This window comes from Mucilaginibacter sp. (assembly GCF_039921305.1).
Taxonomy (GTDB): domain Bacteria; phylum Bacteroidota; class Bacteroidia; order Sphingobacteriales; family Sphingobacteriaceae; genus Mucilaginibacter.
Genome location: NZ_JBDSCA010000043.1, coordinates 35,160 through 56,739, shown reverse-complemented (window position 1 = coordinate 56,739; position 21,580 = coordinate 35,160). Strand labels below are relative to the sequence as shown.

15 protein-coding genes are annotated in these 21,580 nt (G+C 42.5%); all 15 read left to right on the top strand.

All coding sequences use genetic code 11. From position 1 onward, the window contains the following. The first annotated feature begins 369 nt into the window (after positions 1-369). Positions 370-846 (top strand): Arm DNA-binding domain-containing protein, encoded by a 477-nt coding sequence (locus ABIN91_RS12535; RefSeq protein ID WP_348051455.1) that lies wholly within the window; start codon positions 370-372, stop codon positions 844-846. A gap of 33 nt (positions 847-879) precedes the next feature. Beyond that, complete coding sequence (locus ABIN91_RS12530) at positions 880-1,158, top strand: helix-turn-helix transcriptional regulator (protein WP_348051454.1); 279 nt, start codon at positions 880-882, stop codon at positions 1,156-1,158. A 481-nt stretch (positions 1,159-1,639) separates the two neighbouring features. Then, a complete protein-coding gene (locus ABIN91_RS12525) occupies positions 1,640-2,320 on the top strand; it encodes a GntR family transcriptional regulator (RefSeq protein ID WP_348051453.1) in 681 nt (226 codons plus the stop codon). A 276-nt stretch (positions 2,321-2,596) separates the two neighbouring features. Then, positions 2,597-5,602, top strand: a complete 3,006-nt coding sequence (locus ABIN91_RS12520; protein WP_348051452.1) for a TonB-dependent receptor — start codon at positions 2,597-2,599, stop codon at positions 5,600-5,602. 23 nt (positions 5,603-5,625) lie between these two features. Next, the gene (locus ABIN91_RS12515) at positions 5,626-7,110 is read left to right on the top strand and encodes a RagB/SusD family nutrient uptake outer membrane protein (RefSeq protein WP_348051451.1); all 1,485 of its coding nucleotides are present in this window, start codon (positions 5,626-5,628) and stop codon (positions 7,108-7,110) included. A gap of 14 nt (positions 7,111-7,124) precedes the next feature. Beyond that, complete coding sequence (locus tag ABIN91_RS12510; protein WP_348051450.1) at positions 7,125-7,856, top strand: MBL fold metallo-hydrolase; 732 nt, start codon at positions 7,125-7,127, stop codon at positions 7,854-7,856. A 1-nt stretch (position 7,857) separates the two neighbouring features. Continuing rightward, positions 7,858-9,024: a galactonate dehydratase gene (gene dgoD, locus ABIN91_RS12505; protein WP_348051449.1), complete on the top strand. Its 1,167-nt coding sequence runs from the start codon at positions 7,858-7,860 to the stop codon at positions 9,022-9,024. A 15-nt stretch (positions 9,025-9,039) separates the two neighbouring features. Continuing rightward, the gene (locus ABIN91_RS12500) at positions 9,040-10,299 is read left to right on the top strand and encodes an MFS transporter (RefSeq protein WP_348051448.1); all 1,260 of its coding nucleotides are present in this window, start codon (positions 9,040-9,042) and stop codon (positions 10,297-10,299) included. Position 10,300: 1 nt separating this feature from the next. After that, positions 10,301-11,053, top strand: a complete 753-nt coding sequence (locus tag ABIN91_RS12495) for a 3-oxoacyl-ACP reductase family protein (protein ID WP_348051447.1) — start codon at positions 10,301-10,303, stop codon at positions 11,051-11,053. Between the two features lies 1 nt (position 11,054). Then, positions 11,055-12,641 (top strand): hypothetical protein, encoded by a 1,587-nt coding sequence (locus tag ABIN91_RS12490; RefSeq protein ID WP_348051446.1) that lies wholly within the window; start codon positions 11,055-11,057, stop codon positions 12,639-12,641. Positions 12,642-12,740: 99 nt separating this feature from the next. After that, entirely contained in the window at positions 12,741-15,857 is a 3,117-nt protein-coding gene (locus ABIN91_RS12485; RefSeq protein WP_348051445.1) for a TonB-dependent receptor, read from the top strand. Between the two features lie 12 nt (positions 15,858-15,869). Beyond that, on the top strand, positions 15,870-17,702 hold the full coding sequence (locus ABIN91_RS12480) for a RagB/SusD family nutrient uptake outer membrane protein (RefSeq protein WP_348051444.1): 1,833 nt from the start codon (positions 15,870-15,872) through the stop codon (positions 17,700-17,702). A gap of 10 nt (positions 17,703-17,712) precedes the next feature. Then, positions 17,713-18,600 carry a DUF5017 domain-containing protein gene (locus ABIN91_RS12475; RefSeq protein WP_348051443.1) on the top strand — a complete coding sequence of 296 codons (888 nt, stop codon included), beginning with the start codon at positions 17,713-17,715 and terminating at the stop codon, positions 18,598-18,600. Next, positions 18,600-19,418, top strand: a complete 819-nt coding sequence (locus ABIN91_RS12470) for a polysaccharide deacetylase family protein (protein ID WP_348051442.1) — start codon at positions 18,600-18,602, stop codon at positions 19,416-19,418. Before ABIN91_RS12475 ends, ABIN91_RS12470 begins: the two co-directional genes overlap by 1 nt. Before the next feature lie 2 nt (positions 19,419-19,420). Beyond that, a complete protein-coding gene (locus tag ABIN91_RS12465) occupies positions 19,421-21,580 on the top strand; it encodes a DUF6259 domain-containing protein (protein WP_348051441.1) in 2,160 nt (719 codons plus the stop codon).

Genomic DNA, 21,580 nt, shown 5'->3' with positions numbered 1-21,580 from the left:
CATTAGGAATTAAACTGTTGCAAATTAAATGTGGAGAATTCGGGAATTACCACACTTACAAACTTGTAAAATATTGAATATCAACGGATTATTGAGATAGGTTCGAGTCCCGTCCATTCCGCCAAGTACATTTTCAAAATTGTAAAAAGCCCTTGATTTTAATAATTAAGGGCTTTTTGGCTTTTAAGGGTTTCCCGAAATTGCCAAAATTGTCAATATTCTGAGCGTCATTCGTGCGTCCTTGTCTTAATCAAAAAAAGACGCACGAATATCTAGTTAAGAAATTGATTGCCAGCCTGTTCATGTGATGAACATCTTGATTTCCAATAACTGCATTTCGAAATTTGTTTAACTTTTAATCATTTCGTTATGTTAGAAAAAAGCTTCGGGTTATTCTTCTTTTTGAAGCAGCCCAAAAATGAAAATGCTGTAGAAAGGTATGTTTATCTGCGTATCACTGTTGATGGAACATCAAAGGAATTGTCTACTAAAAGACTTTGGGAGCCTTCTCGCTGGAGCCAGGAAGCCGGACGTGCCATAGGAACTAAGGAAGATGCTCGCGCACTTAATAATTACTTAGATGTTTTGTCAAGTCAAGTCTATCAGGCTAAACAAAATTTACTGGAAGGCCGGAAACCTATAACTGCTGAGGCACTCAAAAACCTCCTTACAGGCAGCGGCGAAACCAAACGAACAATTTTAGCTGTATTTAAACGCCATAACGAGCAAATGAAAGCCTTGGTCGGAAGTGTCGGGCCTGAGAGTAGAGTTGCAAGACTCTTATTTATACTGACTTACTTTAAACTCAAATATAAAAATAAAAATCAAAGTAAACAAATTTGTTGACCAGAAAAATTAATTCTCATAGAGTTTCGTTGAATGAAAGATGAAACCTTCTTATTTAGAATTAAATTCGGATTACGCATTAAAGAATTAAGAATACAGAGAAAAATAGAGCAAGCTGTTTTAGCCTCAGAACTGAATAAGGATAAGCAATTTATTAATCGTTATGAAAATGAGGGCGCGAATCCTCGGGCTGATATTATTCAAGATATAGCAAAGGCTCTGAAATTGGATAAAATTGATGAGTTATTCGATTTCAAAAGTCTTAACGAATCAGAAATTCAAAAGATTTATGCGAAAATCAAAAAATCTTAGATTGGCCAAATATTAGGCTTATTGAAAAGTTTAGTAGTAAACAAATTTTATGAATTCCTTCGCCAATGCAAGCACTTTGTCATTGAAATGCCGATAGTACAGGAAAGATAGCCTTGTCCCACTCCCGTAAATACTACCAATTATTAAATTATTTTAATAAGAACGTGTAGAGCATTCATACGGTCTCTTTTATTTTATTTCGTAAGTAACTGATTTTCATCGGATTGCCAATTATTAATGAGTGTTATTATAGCTACAGAAACGAATGCAAATAACTGACTTGACTTCAAATTGGTCTCTTGGAAAACGATTGTAGGGATGTTCCCCAATTTAGTGTTTTAGTAGAAAATTGCAAAGGTTCTTGACGGTTAGATTATCTCAAAACTACGGACTCTCTTGCAGTTTTTTTAATATAACCCATTGATTGATTTTTTAATTTGTATATTGTATATAATACAATAAGTAAGATATTTGTGCTCGTATGTTAAAAAGCAATTCTGTATTAAATTTTGATAATGGTTTGGCAAACCCGACTTATTCCAGAGTGCGGGAAAAACTTCGTGAAGACATCATTTCCGGATATTTTGCATCTGGAAAAAGGCTCAAAATAGCTGAACTTGTTGCCCGGTACGGTGTGAGCCAGATGCCGATTCGCGAAGCTCTTCAACAGTTACAAGGGGAAGGGATCGTAATTATTGAGCCCAATAAAGGTGCTCATGTCCGTCAGATCGATGAACATTTTCTGGAGAACATGTATGATATCCGTTTATTGATCGAGGTTTATTTAACTGTTAAGTCTGCTGACCATTTGACATCTAAAGAATTAAAGCAATTGCAATTAATACAGATCCAGTATGAAAAATCAGCGGCGAAAAAAGATTATGTGGCCTGTCTTAATCATAATAAGAGTTTCCATGCTGTAATTTATAAATTAGCAGACAATCCAGAAGGCATTCAAATATTGGAACGCCACTGGCAGCTGATTAACAGTTTACGGCAAACCTACGGTTTCGGCAAAGACCGCACTGCTGAGATTATTCATGAACACCGCGCCATTATAACTGCACTTGAAAGTAAGGATAAGAATGCTATTGAAACAGCCGCGACAGCGCATTGTTTAAATGCACGTACTGACCTTGTAGCTCAAATGAAACTAAAATAAAACTTTAAAAAAATAATTACTTGTTAATCAGGTATTTAACGTAATTTTATTATATATTGTATACAATATATAATAATTGTGTTTACATTTGATTTAACGGAAACCAATCTGTTAAACCAATTAATCTTACGATCAAAGCAGCCGTTGTACAAAAAAACTTTGCTCTGTAATGTAAACCTAAATTAACCAAGTAATTTAAATGCTATGTTAAACCAATTACTAAACTGTAAACCATGGAAGAACTTGCGGTGGTGGGCACTGTCATGTTTTCTATGTATGACTTTATCACCTGCTTTCGCCCAGGTTACGCTTTCTGGAAAAATAACCACGACCGACGGGAAAAACGTCCCTTTCGCGACAGTTGCTTTAAAAGGCACTACTAAAGGTGCCTTGTCCGATAATGATGGACATTATAGCTTGGTAATTGACCGCGCTGACGGGATTTTGGTTGTGAGTTGCATGGGTTACGCCAGAAAGGAAATACCGATCAATGGTAAAATGATTGTCAACATCACTATTGAAGCCGAAAATCAAGCTTTAGAAGAAGTAAAAATCATCGGTTATGGTACACAAAAAAAGCGGGACTTGACCGGTTCAATGGCTTCTGTAGGTGAAAGAACATTAAAGGAAATGCCGGTATCATCTCTTGAACAGGCTTTGCAGGGCCGCACTTCCGGCGTTCAGGTAACGCAGTCTAACTCTGCGCCCGGTGGTTCGATTAGTATTCGAATCCGCGGAGGAAATTCGGTTTTAGGCGGAAGTGAACCCTTGTATGTTATTGATGGTTACCCCGTGAGTAATGCTTCTTTATCAACCACCGATTCTCAGCCTACGGCTGGTAATCCGTTATCTACCATAAACCCTAATGATATAGTATCTATCGATGTATTGAAAGATGCCTCGTCAACCGCCATTTATGGTTCAAGGGGCGCTAACGGCGTGGTAATCATCACCACCAAACGTGGTAAAGCCGGCAAGGGCCAGGTAGACTTTGATACTTATCGCGGCACGCAACGTATTAGGCACGCAATACCTTTGTTAGACGCTCAGCAGTATATCCAGATCGCTAATCAAAGGGCTACCAATAATGGTACGGCTGTCCCATATCCAAGCACGACACCGTTCACGGCTAATACCAATTGGGAGGATGAGGTTTTTAAAACTGCGCCTATCGCCAATTATTCGCTGGCATTTTCTGGCGGCTCAACGGAAAGCCGTTATCAAATCTCAGGAAACTGGTTCGACCAACAAGGTATCGTAGTGGGCTCCGGATTCAAAAGAGGTGCTATTAGGGCCAATTTGGACAGTAAATTAAGTTCGAAGTTTAGCATTGCTACAAGCCTCGCCGGTTCAAGATCTATCAACGACCAGGCGCGTACTACAGTAAGCCTGAACCGCGGAGGTATTTATCTGGCTTTGGTTGCTCCTCCAGTGGCGCCGGCACTGAATACGGATGGTAGTTATTTCTCTATTGGTACAATCCCTACGGCTGACCCGGCCTGGAATAATCCACTGGCTTTACTACGGGGCCAAACCTTTTCTACGACTACCAACCGTTTTTTGGGTAATACCAATTTGAGTTACCAAATACTACCTGAACTAACATTCAGTGTTCGGCTGGGAATCGATTACAATGATTTCCGGGCTGACGATTATGCTCCCCGTTATATTACCTTCGGCGCGCCTGGCGGAGTAGCCGCCGTGGCAGAGGGCAACATTACGGATCTGCTCAATGAAAATATTTTGGCCTATAAAAAACAGTGGGGAGATCATAGCTTTGATTTTACAGCTGGTTATACCTGGCAGCAGAATGTAAGCCGCACTTTATCAGCGACCACGTCCGGGTTTAATAGTGATGTATTAACCACCAATAATTTAGGGGCAGGCAGCGTAATCGGCGTGCCGGGGACAGATAAAAGCCAAAGTACATTGCAGTCTTGGCTGGGACGTATCAACTATAGCTACAAAGGACGGTATCTGGCGACGGTTTCTGCCCGTGAGGACGGATCCTCTCGGTTTGGTAATGGCAATAAATATGGATTTTTTCCGTCAGGCGCTTTGGCTTGGCGAATATCTGAGGAAGAATTTTTAAAAGAGATCAAATGGCTGAATAACCTCAAAATAAGAACCAGTATCGGCGTAACTGGCAACCAGGAGATTGGCAACTATAATTCCCTTTCCAGATTAAGTGCGGTTTCCGCCGTATTTGGAACGAACCAAAGCCAGGTGATCGGCTATGCGCCAACCAGTTTCCCCAACCCGAATTTGAGATGGGAAACAACGACTCAATACGACGGCGGTATCGACGGAACGTTTTTTAACAGCCGTTTAAATTTATCATTAGATTATTATCTAAAAAATACCACCAACCTGCTAGCCCAAGTACCAGTGCCATTATCGTCGGGCTTTAGCAGTGTCCTGTTAAATTCAGGCTCTATGCGTAACCAGGGCTTTGAAATAGCAGCCGATGGAGTGATCGTTGATCAGGGGAAATTTAAATGGAATGCAGGCATTAATTTTTCCACCAACAAAAATAAAGTATTATCGGTTGCAGTTCAAGGCGGTCAGTTTTTTGCGCCAAATTTAGGCTCTCCGATTGATAACCCGGTAAATATTGTAAAAGAAGGATTACCATTATCTTCTTTTTATGGCTACAGAACGGATGGGCTATGGCAAACCAACCAAACGACTGGGAGTATTCAGCCAACTGCCAAAGCCGGCGACCAAAAATATCAAGACCTGAATGGTGACGGACAGATCACGTCGGATGACCGTACGGTTTTAGGCAAGCCTAATCCTGATTTTATATATGGCTTTAATTCCCAGTTTACTTACGGACCATTTGCGCTAAATTTTGTATTCCAGGGTATTAAAGGAGCCACGGTATTTAACGCCAATTTATATAGTATCGGGGATTCTTTTGCCCGCGGCGGAAACCAGATCACATCAGCACTGGATTATTGGACACCAACAAATACCGGTGCTAAATATCCAAGGCCATCGAGCGTTAACCCGCTCATTTCGGACCGGTTTTTTGAAGACGCCTCTTACCTGCGCATGAAGAACATTCAACTGGCTTACAACGTTCCGGCCAACACGGTTAAATGGCTCCGTTCCGCACAAATATATGTAAGCGGTCAAAACTTACTGACCTGGACGCAATATACCGGATTTGATCCGGAAGTAAGCTCAGCTGTCGGGACAGATCTGCGTAAGGGAATAGATGTGGGTGCTTATCCAAGTGCCAAGACCGTTACATTGGGTGTAAGGATTGGTCTTTAATTTTTAAACTTAATATTTCAAACATGAAAAGGTATTTTAATATAAAGCATTTCATTATCAGCTTGTTTGCAGGGTCAATGCTATTTATTTCAAGCTGTCAGAAATCTCTGAAAGAAGATGTTTATAGTTTTATCGTTACAGATAATTTCTATAAGACCCCATCAGACGCTGAAGCCGCTGTCGTTGCTGCATATCAGCCATTTACTAACACAAATTACTTTAAATTAGGGTTTTACAATCTATGCCTATTGGCCGATGATGAGGTCACTATTGGCCGAAATCCCCAGTTCCAGGCAGTCGACAATTTTAACCTGACACCCGACCATGCCTTTACGTCTACTTTATGGACGGAAATGTATAATTGCATTAACAGAGCAAACATCGGTATATCTCGCCTTCCAGCTATCCCTATGGATGCTAACCGTAAAGCGGTGTTGGTCGCCGAATGCCAGTTCATCAGGGCTTATAACTATTTTAATCTGGTACGCCTCTTTGGCGGCGTGCCTCTAAGTACAAAAGAAATTCAATCAGCGGCCGATGCCAACAATCCAAAAGCAACAGTACAGCAAGTTTATCAACAGATCATCAGTGACCTGAAAGCCGCTGAGATAGTTCTGCCTGCAACTCGTACTTCGGCTGAAGTTGGGCGCGCCACGCAAGGAGCCGCTAAAACATTGTTGGCTGACGTATATCTGACGACGGAACAGTGGACAGATGCGGCGTCCAAGGCAAAGGAGGTAATGCAGGCTAATACCTACCAGTTGCTGCCGGACTTTGCCAGTATCTTTTCGGTCAGCAATGAAAATAACGCGGAAATTATTTTTGCTATACAGTTCGACGGGCCCATTAACGGTAACAGTATGGCATCATACTCACAAGCTGGAGGAACCGATAATCCGAACTGTGCCAATGGAGCACAAGTATGGTCGGTAGATACCAACTCAGATATGTGGAAGACATGGGATACCAATGACAGCAGGCGCAATTTTTCAGTGTATGATAAATTCACCAATAAATCCGGTAAGTTAATAGACCTTTATACTACGGCTCGCCCATTTCCGGCATTTGGTAAATATAATGCGCCGAATGAGACAAGCCAGGGCAATTGCCCTTTAAACCCGGATGTTTATCGTTATGCTGATGTATTATTGATTTATGCTGAAGCAACCTCCCAGGCAGCGGGTACACCGCCTGCTGATGCCTACGATGCTGTGAATATGGTACGCCGAAGGGCTTATAAAAAACCATTAACAACGGTGTCTACGATCGATCTCCCAGCAGGTTTAAGTAAAGATGCTTTCCGTCAGGCTGTTTTAAGAGAGCGAAGCCTGGAATTTGTGATCGAAAACCGTAGGTTGTTTGATCTGATGCGGACAGGACAGTTTCCGTCGTTGTTGAAAACACTTGGAAAAACCATCAATGAAAAAGCGACCCTATTCCCTATTCCGCTGGCAGAAATGAATACAAACACTGCTTTAAAGTCGTCAGATCAAAATACAGGGTATTAAATAGCTATTCAAAAATGAAACTAACCTGGATAACGCAAAGCGGATACATAATTGATCACGGAGGTAAAAGACTGGTGATCGACCCTTATCTCAGTACAACTGTAGAAGATATGCAGGGTTTAACCAGGTTGACACCTATACCGGTAAGCGTAAGCGATTTAAAGCCTAATTACATTTACTGCACCCATAACCACCTGGATCATTTTGACCCGCACACCATGCTGGAGGTTAAAGAGCTGTATCCGTCGTGCAAAATTATCGGACCAAGTAGTGTGATTGCCCATGCGTTAAAATTAGGATTTGACAAAGCCCAATTGATTAATCTGAACGCGGGTCAATCTATTGATCTCGATGACTTTCGCTTCAATGCCACACCCGCGTTTCATTCAGATCCGTTATCAACCGGGTTGCTCCTGCTGGTCGCGGATCAGCTGCTTTATTTGTCGGGAGATACGGAGGAAACATCGCGCTTATTACCTTTAATACAGCAAATGTCAGGTGGCCGTCAAATAGACCTGATGTTCGTTTGTATTAACGGGAAATTGGGAAATATGAATACCCAAGAAGCGATTGCGTTTTCAAAAGCACTGCAACCTAAACAAGTTATCCCCAATCATTACGGTCTATTTGCAGAGAATACAATTGATCCGCAATATTTTATAGACGGCTGCCGGCTGGCCGGATTGAATTACCAACTACTTCAGCCCGGGATAACAATCGATCTACAACCAAGCTTACAAGAATGATATGAAAATAACAAAAATTGAGACTTTTATATGTCACGCCTACAGGACAAATTGGGTCTTCGTGAAAGTATTGACGGATATGGGAATCCATGGTGTAGGAGAAGCTACCTTAGAAATGCGCGAACTTACCGTTGTTGCCGCCGTTAACGAGCTGAACCGTTACTTAGTAGGGAAAGATCCACATGATATAGAAGCTTTCTGGCATGATAACTACCGGGACTCCTACTGGCGCGGAGGCGTTGTGTTAATGAGTGCCCTAGCCGCAGTAGATATGGCCCTATGGGATATTAAAGGCAAGGATATGGGCGTGCCAGTCTACCAGTTATTAGGTGGAAAGGTACGCGAAAAAGTGCCCTGCTATGCCAATGGCTGGTTCGCACCTGCTAAAACCCCTGCTGAATTTGCCGCTAAAGCCAAGGAAGCTGTCAGTAAAGGATTTAAAGGTTTAAAATGGGACCCCTTTGGATCGGCCTATATGAATATTTCCCGCCAGGAATTCAGCGGAGCGATGGAGTGTGTAGAAGCCGTAGTAGCCACGGTAGGCAGCGAGGTGGAAATTATGATCGAAGGTCATGGCCGATTCAATATCCCTACGGCTATCCGTATCGGACGCGCTTTGGAAAAATTTGACATTACCTGGTTCGAGGAACCAATACCTCCCGATAATATGGAAGGCCTGGCTGAGGTTAGGCGCCAAATAAAAGTTCCCATTGCGGCAGGTGAGCGATTATACACCCGCTGGGATTTCAGAAATTTCCTAAAATTAGAATGTGCAGATTTTATTCAGCCGGATGTGAGCCATGCCGGGGGAATCTCCGAGATCAGGAAGATCGCGGCAATGGCCGAGTGTTATCACATTCCGCTTTGCCCGCATAATCCTAGTGGGCCGGTGGCAAACGCGGCGACCCTGCATATTGCGGCATCCACACCAAACTTTTACCTGTTAGAAACCATGATGAGTGACGTGCCTTATCGTAACGATATTAGTACGGAGAGCATATGCCTGGATGAAGGGTTGATGTCGATCAATAATAAACCTGGTTTAGGGATCGACATTAATGAAGAGGTTATTAAGCAATATCCCTATCAGCCGAGAAACCTAAGACATTATAATGGTCAGTTAACGGATATTCGTCCTGAAAATGCAAGTGACTATTTTATTAAATAGTTTTATATCAAATTAATGACGACTACTGCAAACAATACTTCAGGGAAATTTAAATGGGAGTTAATCATCCTGTTATGGCTGGTCTTCTTTTTTAACCAGGCGGACAGGCAGGTATTTAATATTGTGTTGCCTTTGATTAAAGCTGATCTGCGGCTTTCGGATAGCCAATTAGGTTTGATTGCTTCTGTTTTTATTGCCGCCGTTGGGGTTTTTGTACCGATAGCTGGCTACGCCGGAGATGTTTTCCGTAAAAAAAAGGTAATTATTTTTAGTCTGTTCCTTTGGAGTGCTGCAACTTTTTTTACCGGGATCAGTACAGGCTTATTGACACTTGTAATTTTAAGATCAATGGTCGGGAGCAGTGAATCCTTTTATGCACCTGCAGCCAATGCATTGATAGGTGATACCTATAGGGAAGAGCGTGGATTTGCGATGTCAATACATCAAACGGCATTATACGCGGGAATAATTATGAGTGGTGTACTTGGGGCAATTATCGGCGAGCATTACGGTTGGCGGGCAACTTTTTATCTGTTTGGGGGTATCGGTATATTACTAGCCATATTGCTTATCGTACGTTTCAGACACTTCAGCGAGCATACTGACATTCCGCTAAGCCCGCTAAGCTGGTTGGCCGGCATTAGAGGCTTATTTGCAAAACCTACGGCAATTTTGTTAACACTTGCATTCGGCTGCATGGTATTTGTTAACGTTGGTTATCTGACCTGGACCCCTACCTTCCTGCACGAGAAATTTAATCAGTCCTTATCAGCGGCAGGTTTTTCCTCCATGTTTTATCATCATGTGTTCGCTTTTGCAGGCGTATTGGCAGGCGGAAAAATATCTGACCATCTGGCCAAAAAAGATCCGTCAGCACGTTTAAAAATTCAATTTTGGGGGTTATTGCTCGGTGCACCGTTTATCTATATGCTGGGCACAGCCGGTAATTTACTATTGGTATTCCTATCTCTCGGTTGTTTTGGGTTTTTCAGAGGGATATATGATTCCAATATATACGCGTCTTTATATGCTGTTATCGATCCCCGTATCCGCGCATCCGTTTCCGCAACCATGATCATGTTCGCTTTTATCATTGGAGCGTTCGCACCTTACCTATTAGGATCGCTTAAGCCTACGCTTGGACTATCCAAAGGCATCGCCTTTTTATCAGTAGCCTATATTTTAGGGGCGATCTTTATCGGGCTGGCATTAAAGTTTACATTAGCTAAAGACCAAGTAAGAGAACTAACTTCCTTGCCTGAAAATTATAATTGATATGAGCGAATTAAATGGTAAAGTAGCGTTAATAACCGGCAGTCTGCGCGGTATCGGACGCGGTATCGCTTTAGTACTGGCAGAAAAGGGCGCGGATATTATTTTAAATGATATAGATGAGGGCAACGGTGTCGGGGAACTGATCGATCTACTAACCGCAACCGGCCGCAGGGCATGGTTCAAAAAAGCGGATGTATCCAATGAAGCAGAGGTCAACGGATTGTTTGAATTTATAAAAGATGAGGTCGGGGGTCTGGATATTCTGATCAATAACGCGGGTACCTCACAGGCTAAAGATATTTTTGAGATCAATCTGGCAGATTGGGAGCGAATTATGAATACGAATGTGACCAGCGCCTTTTTGTGCGCAAAAGCTGCAATGGACTTAATGAAAGAAACCAATGGTGGCGTGATCGTTAATATCAGTTCGGTTGTAGCTCAACAAGGCGCGCTATATGGTCATGTACATTATGCCGCCAGTAAAAGCGCGTTGCTCGGCATTACCAAAACCCTGGCTCGTACAGGTGCCCCGTTTGGTATCAGGGTAAATGCTATTGCACCTGGCATCATCGAAACTGAACTATTAAAAAAAACACATGGAGATGACGGCATCAGCAAACTGGCCGCAGAGATTCCGCTAGGTGTGGGACAACCGCGGGACATCGGATTGGCAGTTGCTTTTTTATGTGGCGAGGGTGGAAATTATATTACCGGAACTACTTTAAACGTAAACGGGGGACTATATTTCAATTAAAATGATCAAAAAACACACATTTGGCCTTTGCCTCATCTTAACTATGCTAGTGGCCCTTTCGACTATAGCGTCTGCGCAAATTAAAAGCCAATATACACTTGCTGATCTGCGAAGAGAGCGGGCTGAAATGGCGCATAAAAAAAGGCGGCTGATTTATAATGACGATGGTAATGAACCCTTTAAACTGGTGAAAGAGATCAGTGCCAAAGGGATACTGGCATCTCGTATGCTGGGTCTCGAAAACTCGCAGGTAGATCAAATCGTTTATTGTAGTTCGCACGCCTGGAGTTTATTTACACATGACACCAAGATCGGTACTGTACTTACAGCTAAAGATGAACCAGGCCATCCTTCCGGAATATTCACTAATAACCTGACAGGTGAACTGATAGCTGCCGGTTTTGACCCATTAAAGGTAGTAGTCGATTTTGGGCATCAAAACCGCAAGGAAGTATTTTGGTCTATGCGGATGAATGATACGCACGATGGCAGCAAAAATGACTATGGGCCGGCTTTGTTTAAACCAAATTTATTGAAAAACACCCATCCGGAATACTTAATGGGCAAACCCTATGAAAAGAATTCCTGGTCATCTGTAAATTACGGATTGGCCGTTGTGCGGGATTATACCTTTCGCTTCATACAGGAAGTTTGCCGGAATTATGATGTGGATGGCATAGAATTAGATTTTTTTCGTCATCGGGTATTTTTTAAGAGTACGTATCAGGGACAAAAAGTAACCTTGGAAGAATTAACCGAAATGACCGCTTTGATCAGACAGGTTAGAAAGATGACCGAGACTGAAGGTTTAAAAAGACATCGCCCGATCCTGATATCCATGCGTGTGCCGGATTCAAAAGAATATGCTAAAGACATCGGCCTGGATATTGAAACCTGGTTAAAAGAGGGCTTGGTGGATATAATGGTGGTAAGCAGTTACATCCAGTTGAATCCCTGGGAAACCAGTATCGCACTCGGGCATCAATATGGAATTCCTGTTTACCCTTCATTAGATGAGTGCCGCATTTATGATAAAAGTGCAAAAGCTATCCGCAGCACCCTCCAAACCTACCGTGGGAGGGCTGCAAGCGCCTGGCAGGCTGGTGCCGACGGCGTCTACCTATTCAATTTTTTCAATCCCAAAAGCCCGTTGTGGAATGAATTGGGTGATAGCTCAAAGTTGAAGGGGCTAGACAAAAATTATTTTGCCAGCATTTTAGGGGTTGGTGATAAGGCCGGATTAAACCATGTGACCTATAATCATATCCCTACGCTTAATCCTGATTCGCCAATTCGGATAACTGCGGTACAGCCAGCCGAAACGTATTTTATATGCGGTTTAATACCGACTAAACCGACTCGATTAACTTTAAAATTGCAGTTTATAGGTGACACCGATATGCGGAATTTAGTAGTCAAACTTAACGGCCGATTGATGGGTAATGCCGTAAAGGTTAAAGACTGGCTCGAATTTGAAGTTGAACCTGGCTCGGTTATCCAGGGGCGAAACAAAGTAGAAGTAGTTATTACGGATAAAAATACAATTATGTGGACAGATCTTTATTTACAACAAAAGAATACCTATTAAAATTTAACCAATTAAATTATATACAATATACAATAACCAATTATGTATAAAGAGAGACCAAATTATGATGAAAACCGAAAACCGACCTGGTTATCAAATATGTTATTTTTCGTTTGGATGTGCTGTTTGCTGCCACTTACCAGCGTTGCACAAACGTTAAGTGTATCCGGTGTAGTAAAAGACGAAAACAACAATACGTTACCAGGCGTAAGTATAATTGTAAAGGGCACCAAGGTGGGCACGGTGTCGGATATAAAAGGCTATTATTCTTTAAAAGCAACTAATAGTAACGCTATTTTGGTGTTCAGTTATATCGGTTACGAAACTCTGGAGAGGCCTATTGGCGGATCAACCACTATTAATGTTGTGCTGCAAACTAAAAGTAGTGGCTTAAACGAAGTAGTAGTTGTAGGTTATGGTACCGTGAAAAAAGGTGACCTGACCGGCGCGGTAGCGCAGGTTAAGATGGCCGATTTAGAAAAGGCACCGGTAAAATCATTTGATGATGCGCTGGCAGGGCGTTTAGCCGGGGTAACTGTAACTGCGAATGACGGACAGCCGGGAACGGTAAATAATATTGTTATCCGTGGCGCGGGTTCCGTTACGCAAGATAACTCGCCTCTTTACGTTGTAGATGGGTTTCCATTAGAGGACGGCGCGAACAACTCCATCAATCCAAGTGATATCGCCTCTATTGATGTATTAAAAGATGCTTCATCAACAGCAATCTATGGCGCACGCGGCGCAAATGGCGTCATTATTATTACCACCAAACGCGGTAAAAATGGCCCGCCGGTGATCAGCTATGATGGCTATTATGGCATTCAAAAAAACCAAACGACACAAGCGTTAATGAACCCTTACGAATATGTACGTTATCAGCAGGAGGTCAACCCAGCCAATGTTGCGGCACTATATTTTAATAATGGACAAACGCTGGACAGTTATCGTGATATGGTGGGCCTGGATCTGCAAAAACAAGTATATCAGATCGGTTCATCCCAAAGCCATAGTTTAGCGATACGCGGTGGCAACGACAAAACACGGTACTCCATATCGGGTAATGTTTTAAACCAGCAAGGGGTGATCATCAATTCTGGTTTTAAACGCTATCAGGGGCGCATCTCGCTGGACCAGAACGTGAGCGCGCATCTGAAAGTTGGCGCCAATGTTAATTATAGCAATAGTGTTTCATCTGGAACTATAGTAGGACAATCGCCGGCAAATTCATCAGTAACGGTGAGTTTATTGTACGCTGTCTGGGGATATCGCCCGGTTTCAGGCAATGGACAGGCTATTGATGATGACCTTTTTGATCCGGCTATTGATGCCAATTTAAATTCAGATTACAGAGTAAATCCAATCATATCAGCGCAGAATGAGTTACGGCGCGCTACAGTAAATAATCTGATTGCTAACGCTTATGCAGAATATCAGATCATTCCTGATTTAACTTTAAAGGTAAGTGGCGGCATCACCAATAATATGCTACGGGCCGATGCCTTTAACAATTCACAGACAAGTTCGGGTAATTCACGCAATGTGAATGGCGTAAATGGTTCTATCTATTATACCCCGGTTAATACCTGGCTAAACGAAAATATCCTGACCTATAAAAAAACATTTCGTAAAGATCATGTCCTGAATATATTGGGCGGATATACCATGCAGGGTAACACATCAGGCACCAACGGCTATTTCGCCATCAATGTTCCCAACGAATCTTTGGGATTAGATGGTCTGGATGAATCCCCCTCTATCACTGCCACATCTATCAGTTCCCGCTGGGGATTGGCTTCGTTTTTAGGAAGGTTAAATTATACCTATCGATCTAAATATTTGTTAACAGCGTCATTTCGGTCTGATGGCTCGTCTAAGTTTGCTAAAGGTCATCAATGGGGATATTTTCCTTCCGCAGCTTTCGCGTGGCGTATGAGTAACGAGGATTTTATGAAAAACATCGCCTTTATTTCGGATTCTAAACTAAGGTTAAGTTATGGTGCTACGGGAAATAACCGGGTGGGCGATTTTGCTTACTTGTCACAAATTAACTTTCCGGCAAGCTCGGTTTATTCTTATAACAACGGCACGCCCTTAAAAGGAACTACCCTGGCTGCTATTGGCAACCCTAATTTGAAATGGGAAACTACCTTGCAGGCCAACATTGGTTATGATCTAAGCTTATTCAGGGACCGAATAGGCTTAACGGTGGATGTGTACCGCAAAACTACACATGACCTGTTATTAAATGCCACTTTGCCTTACACAACTGGTATTGGCGCGGCCTTTAAGAATGTAGGGACCATGCAAAACCAGGGTTTAGAATTCACATTAAACACAGTAAATGTTAGAAATAAATCCTTTTCATGGAGTTCAAATTTTAATATTAGTTTCAATACTAACAAAGTACTGGCCTTAACAGAAAATCAAACTTCTTTAAAATCGAGTGTTAATTTCAGTTCAGGCTGGAATGATAACCCGGCCTATATTGCCGTGGTTGGACAGCCGGTCGCTCAAATGTATGGGCTGCTGTGGGACGGTGTTTATCAGTATGCCGACTTTGACAAAACTCCACAAGGTAAATACGTTTTAAAGGATAATATTTCAACCAATGGAAATGACCGTTCTATCATCCAACCTGGGGATATTAAATATAAAGATATCAACGGCGACGGCGTGATTAATAGTAGTGATTTTACCGTTATTGGTCGCGGTCTTCCTGTTCACACAGGTGGTTTCACCAATAATTTCACATACAAAGGTTTTGATCTGAGCCTGTTTTTCCAATGGTCATATGGTAATGACCTGATCAATGCTAACCGGTTAATTTTCGAGGGTAATGGAAATGCAAACAGAAATCTAAATCAATTCGCTGATTATGCCGATCGCTGGGAACCAGATAACCCCAGTAATACCCTATTCCGCACTGGCGGTCAAGGGCCGACTTATTTCTCCAGCAGGGTGATAGAGGATGGTTCTTATTTACGTTTAAAAACCGTTTCGTTAGGGTATAATTTGCCTGCGCAATTTGTTAAAGCATTGACTATACGCAGCGCAAGAATTTATGTGTCAGGACAAAATCTGTGTACCTGGACCAGGTATTCCGGACCTGATCCCGAAGTATCTGTACGTAATTCAACTTTAACGCCGGGATTTGATTATTCCGCATACCCTAACCCGCGCACCATTGTTTTTGGCTTAAACGTTTCCTTTTAATTAATAGAAAAGATGAAGAAGAAATATATATTGATGATGCTTCTTTTAACAAGCATCTCCTCCTGTAAAAAATTACTGGATACAACCCCAACCGATTTTATCAGCCCAGAGGCTTATTACCAAAATGCGGACCAATTGCAGGTAGGGTTGAACAGTGTTTACGACTCCATGGCTGGTACGCTGGTCTATGGCAGTATCTATCCATATTACTTTAATACCAGTACTGACCTGGAACATAATAAAACGGTGACGACAGGTTCTATTGTTTATCAGTATGATCCTTCAGATGCTAACATAGCGAGTTTGTGGCGCGGAATCTACGCAGGTATTGAGCGGGACAATTTGCTGCTATCGAGTATCGACCAGCCCAAGATGGATGAAACCAAACGGAACGTGATCAAAGGTGAGGCTTTATTTCTGAGAGGGTATTTTTACTTTTTACTTGTTACGAATTTCGGTGATGTGCCGCTTTTGATCACACCTACTGCCTCGGTCGTTGATGTAAGCGTTCCACGTACCCCGACAAAAGACGTTTACGCGCAAATATTGAAAGATCTGACCGCTGCGGAAACCTTATTACAAACACAAACAGCAGCGTCGTTAGGTTATAGTGGCAAAATAACTAAAACTGCAGCTGAAGGCATGCTGGCCCGCGTATGCTTATATATGTCAGGATACCCCCTGAACGATCATAGCAAGTATCAGGGTGCTTATAATTGGGCCAAAAAGGTCGTTGATTCCAAAGAGCACAGCCTTAATCCTGACTACACACAGATATTCATCAATTATGCGCAGGATAAATATGAGATAAAGGAAAATTTGTGGGAACTGGAATATTGGGGCAATAATACAGGCGGTGTCAATGAAGGGAGTCGATATACCGGCCAATGGGCGGGCATTCTGTGCATGGATCAAAGCAAAGGCTATAGTAATGGTTTAGTAAATACGACACGTAAATTGTTTGACAGCTACGGCGTAGACCCTCGCAGCACGACTACGCCCAATAAGGCATCGTTAGATCTGCGAAGAGATTGGAATTGCGCTAATTACACCTGGGGCTCGACTGCTACAGCTACTCGCGCAAATAACACCAACCCTTGGACTATGTGTTCAGGCAAATGGCGCCGCGAGTATGAATTACTGACTCCGGGTGATAAAAATTATACGCCTGAAAATTTCCCGGTCATCAGATATGCCGACGTACTGCTGATGTTGGCCGAAGCGTCAAACGAAATTAACGGACCTACCCAAGAAGCCATTGACGCAGTAAATCTGGTACGCAGGCGCGGCTGGGGTAAATTCAGCAAGGGTGAAGGGATTAAAACCATCAATGTCATTGCCGGGGGGGCGGGTTATACCACAGTGCCAATTGTGGCTATTACAGGTGGAGGGGGCACAGGTGTCGTGGCCGTAGCGAAAACTACCAGCGGAAAGGTAACTAGCGTGGCCATCACCGACCAGGGAGGCGGCTTCACAAGCATTCCTACTATTACTTTCACTGGCGGCGGTGGTGCCGGTGCTACCGCTTCTGCTACGTTAACGTTAATTACCGATGCCGATCTCGACGCTACGCAAACTGCCAGTCCAGATGTCTTTCGCCAGGCGATCAAAGATGAACGGGGGCGCGAGCTGTGCTTCGAGCTATTACGCAGGCCCGACCTGATCCGGTGGGGTAATTTCGTAGCTGATATGAAGGATTTTGGCGCGTATGCTAAAGCCAATGGTGCTACAACCGTAGCTATGACGGCCCCGGCTGATAATGTTGCACCGCGAAATTTATTACTTCCGATCCCGACACACGATCTGTCGGTAAATAAAGCTCTTACTCAAAATCCAGGTTATTAAAATGACAAATATGACACAGCGAACATTACTTTTGATCGCGCTCTTTGCAACAATCTTTGGGTGTAAAAAACTAGGTGTATCCGCTCCGGATCTCACAGTAACTACGAATAAGACAGTTTATACAGCTGGCGATACAGTTCACTTTAAATTTTCAGGACAGGCGGGCAATATTGTTTTTTATTCTGGCGAACCGGGTAGCAATTATGCCAATAAAGACAGGGATACAGCCGACGGTATCCCGCAATTGCAGTTTACTTCGACCATGACCGTAGGAACACAAACGAATACGCTAACGTTATTAGCCACTAACGATTTGGCAGCTATTGATTCGGCTCACGTGGTAACTGCAAATTGGACAGATATCACCAGTCGCGCAAAATTATCTGCAGGGACAGCTCTGGCGTCAGGGGTTATCGATCTCTCTGATTTTAAAAATTCAATAAAACCGCTTTATCTGGCTTTCAGATATACCGGGTTAAAAAACACTTCGGCGCAACGGAAATGGGTTATCAGTACCTTTGACGTCAATAATGTTTTGCCCGATGGCAGTAACGGTACAATAAGCAACATCGCTACTGCTTACTGGTCGGCGTTTAATGTGAAGGGTCCGCTGGTAGCATGGGTGATTCCGGCTACGGTCACAAATATCACAATCACAGGCGGCGCGGTAGCAAACTCTGACGAAAATGAAGACTGGATAGTTACCAAGCCGCTGATATTAAACAAAATAGTACCTGACGCAGGAGTATCTATACAGAATATCGGTGGCAATGCTTTGACGGGTTACGATTATATTTTTTCCTCACCGGGAAAATATAAGGTGACTTTTGTTGCGTTCAACAACAGTCGGGACGATCAAAAAAGTGTGATTAAAGAATTAGAAATTATGGTTAACTAATGGCATCTCAATTGAAAACACTGATTTTGCTGATCACATTGCTGATCTGCAATTGCCTACTAAAAGCACAAAATAACTTACCGTTCAAGGCTGAGGTAATCAATTGTAGTCCGGACATTCAGAGTAAAGCCCTTCAAGCCGGGGTCGTGATCACTCTTGACGATACTTTTATAGATGATTGGACAAGAGCAGATTCAATACTGGCAAAAACCAATTGGAAAGTTACGTTTTGCGTATCCTCTTTCAGCACGCTAAATGATAACCAAAAAAGAAAATTGCTAAAGTTGCAGGAAAAAGGGCACGAAATCGCTTTTCACGGCGTTCACCATACCAATTCAACCACTTACCTATTGCAGCACAGTCTTAAGGAATATATTGATTATGAATATGGTGATGTGGTAGATGTTATGCGTGGGACTGGGCTGCATATTTATTCGTTCGCCTATCCTTTTGGTGCTAGGAATGCAATTACCGATAGCTTATTGTTGAATGGGTTCTCAGTCTTGCGTACGATTTCCTCAAAAGGTTTACCACCTGAAAAACAGAACTGCTATTTCAATAATTCGCCATTGATAAGTGCTATTGGAATCGAACCAAACTATGCTTATTTTAACCATGAGTATTTAACGCAACTGTTAAAATATGCGCAGGATAACCACAAAATTTTGGTAGTTTATGGCCACCGGCCCGTGCCGGAGCCATCAAAGCTTAAACATGAAGTTGGTTATGCAACTTTACAATTGATAACCGATTACATCAATAATAACAATATGCGATTTTACACAATGAAAGATCTTAAATGCCTGTTGAACCCATAAATATGTACAATAAAGCACACCTTAAAGCTCTTTTATCCATTGCCAAGATATTTTGCAATGGCTTGGTCACGTATTGCTTTTTTTGCGTTACTACAGCCGGCGCTGCTGAGCCAATATATAAGCTAAAAACAAGTGGGTCCGTTTTAACCATAAATGAAAGAGGCGTTATTGATCTGAATGAAAAAGATAAGGGAGAGCGCTACATGCACTCAACCCCTCAAAATTGGTGGCACCTGGAATTATGGTCGCCAACCCATACTACCAAACTCGGCAAGTCGATCATTATTGGTGCAGATCATCAACGTCCTAAAATACAGCTGATCCAAAATAAGATCAAATTGTTTTACAGTTCGCTCAAAAACGGAAGTACAGTATACAAACTATCGCTGGAAGTTACAATTGAAGTTAAGGATGACGCCTACGTTTTCTCCGGAGAGGTGAATAATAAAGAAGAGGGCTTTACAGTAAGGTCAATTACCCTGCCTGAATTAACCGGAATCAACAATGCTGTAAAAAAATATGTACTATATTGGCCCAATGGCTTAGGAGAACGTTTTAAGGATTCCAGTGCCCTGACAGATCGTACCCTTGAATACCCGAGCGGAAAAGCAACAATGCAGTGGTTCACTCTTAATAATGGTAGTGGTGGTCTGTACATCGGGTCACATGATTCTGAAGAATTAAAGAAAAGTTTTTCGCTTTCATATAATCAACAAAAACATACTTATTCCGCTGCATTAACACAATATCCTTTTTGCGAAGCTCGTCAATCAGCAACGCTTGTGCCATTTATACTTAAGCCATATAGGGGCAGCTGGTACGAAGCAGCCAAGACTTATAGCCTCTGGTTTAATGCACATACAGTTAAACCGCTGGTGCCGGATTGGGTAACACATAACTCGGGTTGGCTTTTAAGCATTCTGAAACAGCAAAACGGCGAAGCACTGTGGAAATACAATGATATTATAAAGCTATATCAAATCGCTGACAAAAACGGATTAGACGTTGTTGGCTTATTTGGTTGGGGTACAGGTGGGCACGATCAATTATATCCGAATTATATAGCTGACTCGCTTTTAGGTGGAAAAGCAGTGTTGATGGCCGCTTTAAAAAAGGCAGTTCAGTATCATAAAAAGACCATCATGTACGCCAATGGTCAATTAATAGATGCTGCCACTGATTTTTACCGAAGTCACGGTAATGAAGTTATTGCCTACAGCGAAATTTTGGAACCCGAGGACTTAAGGGTAATGCGCAAGTTTTATGATTATACGCCGGTTACATTTGCCAAAGGATGCAGCGGGTCTGAACTTTGGCGTAAAACCATGTTGGAATTAGCGTTGCAAGCGCATGATCTGGGTGCAAACGGCATTTTGTTCGATCAATTAGGGGTAATAGATGCACCACCCTGTTATAACACAGGACATCTGCACAAAAATCCCGCGACCGCATTTACAACCGAACGATATAGCATGCTTAAAGAGATTGTTGACCATATGCACCAGATCGATCCGGATTTTGTGGTGATGACGGAAGGTATTATTGATGTACTTCAAAACAGCGTAGTTTATAATCACGGCTGGGGTGAGGGATTTGCAGCCAACAGCACCAACAAAAATTCCTTCCCGGCATTATATCGCTATACTTTCCCTGAGCAGATCATCACTCAGCGACATGGTACGCCTATGCAGGATCGTTCAGTGGCAAACTATGCCTGCCTTTATGGCCTTCGACATGAAATAGAAAGCCGCTATTCAGCCGATGTCAAATACCTGACAGATGGCATAGTGCCTAAAATTCAGGATTATCAACACGTGGTTAACCCTCCCGAAATTAAAATGATGCAGCAAAGGAGCATCGGCGAATCACAGGCTTACCTGCATGGCATCATTGATTTTGAACGTAACAATGAACAATTTTTCATCAATGGAATCTTTGTAGACGAAGATGGCATCGTAAACAAAGACACTGGTTTACAAGCCAAAGGATTTAAAAATGGGAAGCAATTAGGAGTTGTGGTTTGCAATAACAATTCTGTATCAAAAATGATGGATATTATGATACCGGGTTATCATTTAGAAGAAATTAAACGCCCCGAAAAGGGGGAGGGTATGGTGATCGCTCCGCAAAGTATTTGTCTGATGATTTGGATTAAAAATTAA